Below are 4,397 nucleotides of genomic sequence, written 5' to 3'. Positions count from 1 at the left end.
TCAACCGATCAACCAAAACAACCATGAGCTGTGACCTCACAGTTGAGGCTACCAGAGGCAAAGTCTAGAGGACTTTGCGACGCGACCAATTGATTGGGCGACTCGGCGCTTCTGATTGGCGATGAAGTGGTGCTTGACCTCATTGAATCGACGGTACTCGAAGCGTTCGAGAATGCTGGAATCACTGCAACCTCGGTCACATTCAACGGCGAAGCATCTACAACAGAGATTGAACGGATCGCTGATGAGGCAACCGATCATAATACCGATATTGTCGTCGGTGCGGGCGGCGGCAAAGCAATTGATACTGCAAAGGGTGTTGGTGACACCCTTGGAATAGCGACGGTATCTATGCCGACAGTTGCCTCGACGGATGCTCCAACAAGCAGTCTTTCAGTTATCTATTCAGAGGAAGGGGAATTCGAAGAGTATCGCTTTTACGACTCTCATCCGAACCTTGTGTTAGTCGACACGGAATTGATCGCCGCAGCCCCAACTTCCTTTTTTGTTTCTGGTGTGGGTGACGCGCTAGCAACGTGGTTCGAGGCCGACGCTGCCTACCAAGCCACTGATGGGGAGAACTTCTTCGGCGGGCGACCAACACGTGGTGGTCACGTACTCGCGAAACACTGCTACGAGACAGTACGCAAACACGCTCACTCGGCAATCCGAGCGGTTGAAAACGATGCTGTCACCGAGAGTGTCGAGGCGGTAACGGAGGCGAATACGTTGTTGAGCGGGCTCGGATTCGAAAACGGTGGCATTGCAGCAGCTCATTCAATTCACAACGGACTAACGCAACTGGAAGCTACCCATGGCGCCTCACATGGTGAAAAGGTTAGTATCGGCACAATCGCTCAGCTCGTCTTAGAAGGGCGATCAACTGCGTTTATTGAAGAAATTGTTGCGTTCTCTCGGGAGGCCGGTCTCCCGGTCACCCTCGCAGAGATCGGCCTTGACGATCCGAGCAGCGATCAGCTCGCTCGGGTCGCTGAAGCCGCTTGCGCTGAGGGCGAAACGATCTACAACGAGCCATTTGAAATCGAACCTTCGGCAGTCGCTGACGCGATCCGAACTGCCGATGCGATTGGCCACACAACCTCGGAGTAGGGTCTAATCATTTTTCGGCTATAGGGATCAGTACCCATTCTCGGAGTTTTTCTTTCTTATATCCGACAACGTGGCGACGAGCTCACTCTCAGCGGGGTAGCGGTAAGCAGGTGCGGACCAGAATCTATGAGATGCTCTGCTGATCCCTATAGCATTATCATGGAGACCGTATACCTGTGATTAGAGAGCTAAGCACGAGTAACACTGCAGTACTACTTCGGCCGTTGGGTGCAGCTACCGTTTCCTGGTCCATGCTTTCCCTCCTTGTGATGTGGCCACCACGAACCTGGCAAACAGACTGCTTTGGAGATCCCGAAGCGATATCCCGATCTATATCGTGTCACCGGTCATGGTAGGTTGATGTTTTTCCTCCAAAAACGAGCTATTGCAACGCTTTCGAGCCAATCCCATACTATTCATCCATTGGTAGCAGCCGAGATAGTATTAGCAATCCCGTAATGACATTTAAAATTCTGGTAGTGAAATAGCTACAATCAAGCAAAAGTTATACATATTTAATACAGAGATTTAAGCAGTTAATGCGCTGGTTTGTCACCTGTTTCGTTGAACAGGACCCCGCACTCGCTACAGCGCCTTTGGTAACCGGTTGTCCAACTCGGTCGCACGTTCTCAGTGGTCTTACAGATTGGACAGGTTGGCATGGATTGATTCTATCTCGATTCCGTTTATAGAACAGATATTGCACGAAATAGCTATATTGCACATAATATATGTAGATGAAATAGGTGGGACGTGAACTTCAGTGTATTTAGCTGCGGTAAATACGAGGTCCTGTCTGATGAGTTACGAGTGGGTTATTTGGTGACGAGGTGATTCAGTTTTGTTTGGTTCTGTCGCCGTCTTCGTCGATTGCTCCATCGTCATCGTCGTCTTGGTTGTTGCCGTCGTTATCGTCGTCATCGTCCTTGTCTTCATCGTCTTCATCAACGTGACCGTCGCCATCGTTGTCGGTGTCGTCGCCATCATCGTCATCACCTGGGCCCTGATAGATGTCATCCGCATCGTCGGTTTCCGTCCCGTCGCCGTCACCATCGCTCCCGTCCGGAGTGTAGACGTAGAGACAGTCGTTGGGATAGGAGCGACTAAACTGATCTGCATCCTCACAGCAGAGCACGCGGTCGTCGTCCATGACGAATACGTTGTCGATATTCAAGAGCGCATCATCGGCGACGGCAGCCGGGTCAGTAGCGTCCGCGCCGACGATGGCGGGTTCAAGCGTTGAGATATTGTAGTCCGTCTCGATCTCGGCACGATAGACAAGCCCGCCGTCGACGCGGTCGAGTTGGAGATTACCCTTCGTATCGGTCATCCCGTCGTTGAGCTCGGAGATGCCGAGATAGATATAGTCACCGGGACCTGCGCCATCCTTACTGTCGATTCCTTCGCTTTTTCTAAATTCAACGGTTGCACCGATCTCCTTCGCGGCGGCACGGGTCTCAAGGAACGGAACCCGCCGGAGAGCTTCATCTACTCCCTCATGCCCACGTTGTTCGTACTGGTTTGCCCATGTGATGATGTCCTCGTCAGCGATGTAATCCTTGTTGCCGTTCTTGACGACCTCCCTGTCGGCCTCCGCGAGCGCTGTTTCGAGGTCCTCTTTCCAGTTGGTCTCGGCGTGGTCGAGATAATTGATCTGATCGATGCCGTCGTAGTCGGCGATCCATGACTCGACTTCCGCGTTGCTCGCGTGACCGAGATTGAGCCAGTCGAGTTCGAGATCGACGTTCGCGGGTGGCTGCCGTTTGGCCGCCGCCTCGTTGGTTACTCGTGCTGCGTACAGGGAACCCGCGACATCCATCGGGTCATCGTAGCTCGGAATTGGCTCGTCAGCGACGAATTTGTAGAAGCCCTTGCTGTCGCCGTCCGAACTGAGATACATCGTCTTCTCGTCGCTCTGAACGTCTGGACACTCCCAGGCGGCCCGCCCACCAACGTAGTATTTCATCGGCCGTGGAGAATCCGCGGTTGGCTCGCGGAAATCAACGATGTAGCCGTACCGGTAAGGGTTCGGATACGGACTCTCGATCGGTGTCAGGGCGGTTTCGGAGTCGATGTCTCGGGAGAGTCCATCGTCCTGATCTGCCGCATCAGCACCGAGGTAGTACGCCTGTAGCTCGATGCCAGCGAGTCCGAACGCTCCTTGGGGGTACGCACCCTTGTTGTATTTCTCGGCCCATGCTGTGTCGCCGATCCCCGTTGGATTCGGTCGATTGTAGAACTGTGCTGCGCCTCGTCGTCCGACGCCGCTTCCGGCCTCCGTGATCTCGCTGGTGGTTGCCGTCAGCGACAGACGAGGATGGGAGTACTCCTCTTCGGCCGAGAGATATGTCCCCCATGGGCTGAGGTCGCCGTAGCAGTTGATTCGCGTTCCGCCGATCTCCCGAAGTGCGTCGGTGTTGGCGAGATTCGTCGCGTTTTCGAGATCACCGCTCCACGAACCGTCGTCACGCTGACTGACGGGGATCCGGCTGACGTTGCCGGGGCTTTGCTCGAAATTGGTGAAAAGATAGCCCTCGGTCTCATCGTCGTTTGTCGGTACAAATCGGTTACAATCCGGGTTGTAGCCGAAATTGCCGTAGCGAGGACCGGGATACTCGTCGAGGCCCACTCCGTCAGGTGTGACTGGCACACCCAAATCCTCGCCGTTGCCGATGTTGTCTCCTTCCTGGGCTAGCAAGACGTATTCGCCGCTACCGACTCTGACCCGTCCCTGCTGTTCGTCCGTCGTTGGAACGCTTAGCTCGTCGAATTCCGTCGTACTATTGATGTCATATCCTTCGACGTAGCCGATGCCGCCGCTGTTGAACGGTTCCGGGTTCTTTCGGCTCGGATGCTGGAGGCTGAAAAACAGCGTACCGGCCTTGGTGACTTCCGGTCCCGTCACTTCGGCTCCAAGTGCGGTCGTTGCGAACCGCTCAATCTTGCCCTCCACGTTCGGTGCCAGCGGCGTGTTCTTATCATCTTTCTGTGCGCTCGCCACGGTAGAGACGCTAGCTCCGAGCGCGGCTGCCGCCGACGTTGCCATCAGCTTCCGCCGTGTGAATTCGACCATTCAGATGGCCACGCACACGGCTGGAGCAAATCCATTTCCTCTGTAAAGGTGGTAGAGATTTCTCCTCAAACGAAATCAACATACTCTGTACAAATCGATATGATGTCTATATAGCATATAGATAGTGAGGGCGAAGTAAAAAGGAGTCCCTTTTGACGATTCATAGGTCACAAGCAGGTTTTGACAAGCTTATCAAGATTATATTCGATAGCTA

General features: G+C 53.9%; 2 protein-coding genes. One reads left to right on the top strand and one right to left on the bottom strand.

The genetic code is table 11. The annotated features are described in order from the left end of the window. Nucleotides 1-93: 93 nt before the first annotated feature. Entirely contained in the window at nucleotides 94-1,110 is a 1,017-nt protein-coding gene (locus C448_RS12295) for a glycerol dehydrogenase (protein ID WP_004055231.1), read from the top strand. Nucleotides 1,111-1,945: 835 nt separating this feature from the next. On the opposite strand, the gene C448_RS12290 is transcribed toward C448_RS12295, so the two are convergent. Further along, entirely contained in the window at nucleotides 1,946-4,156 is a 2,211-nt protein-coding gene (locus C448_RS12290; protein WP_004055229.1) for an alkaline phosphatase PhoX, read from the bottom strand. Nucleotides 4,157-4,397 lie beyond the last annotated feature (241 nt).

Origin of the sequence: Halococcus morrhuae DSM 1307 (assembly GCF_000336695.1) — an archaeon.
Taxonomy (GTDB): domain Archaea; phylum Halobacteriota; class Halobacteria; order Halobacteriales; family Halococcaceae; genus Halococcus; species Halococcus morrhuae.
This window is presented reverse-complemented; position numbering and strand designations above follow the sequence as displayed.

What these genes read in the sequence shown, in the direction of transcription:
- C448_RS12290 (WP_004055229.1), bottom strand. Translation starts at nt 4,156, where the DNA reads ATGGCAACGTCGGCGGCAGCCGCGCTCGGAGCTAGCGTCTCTACCGTG.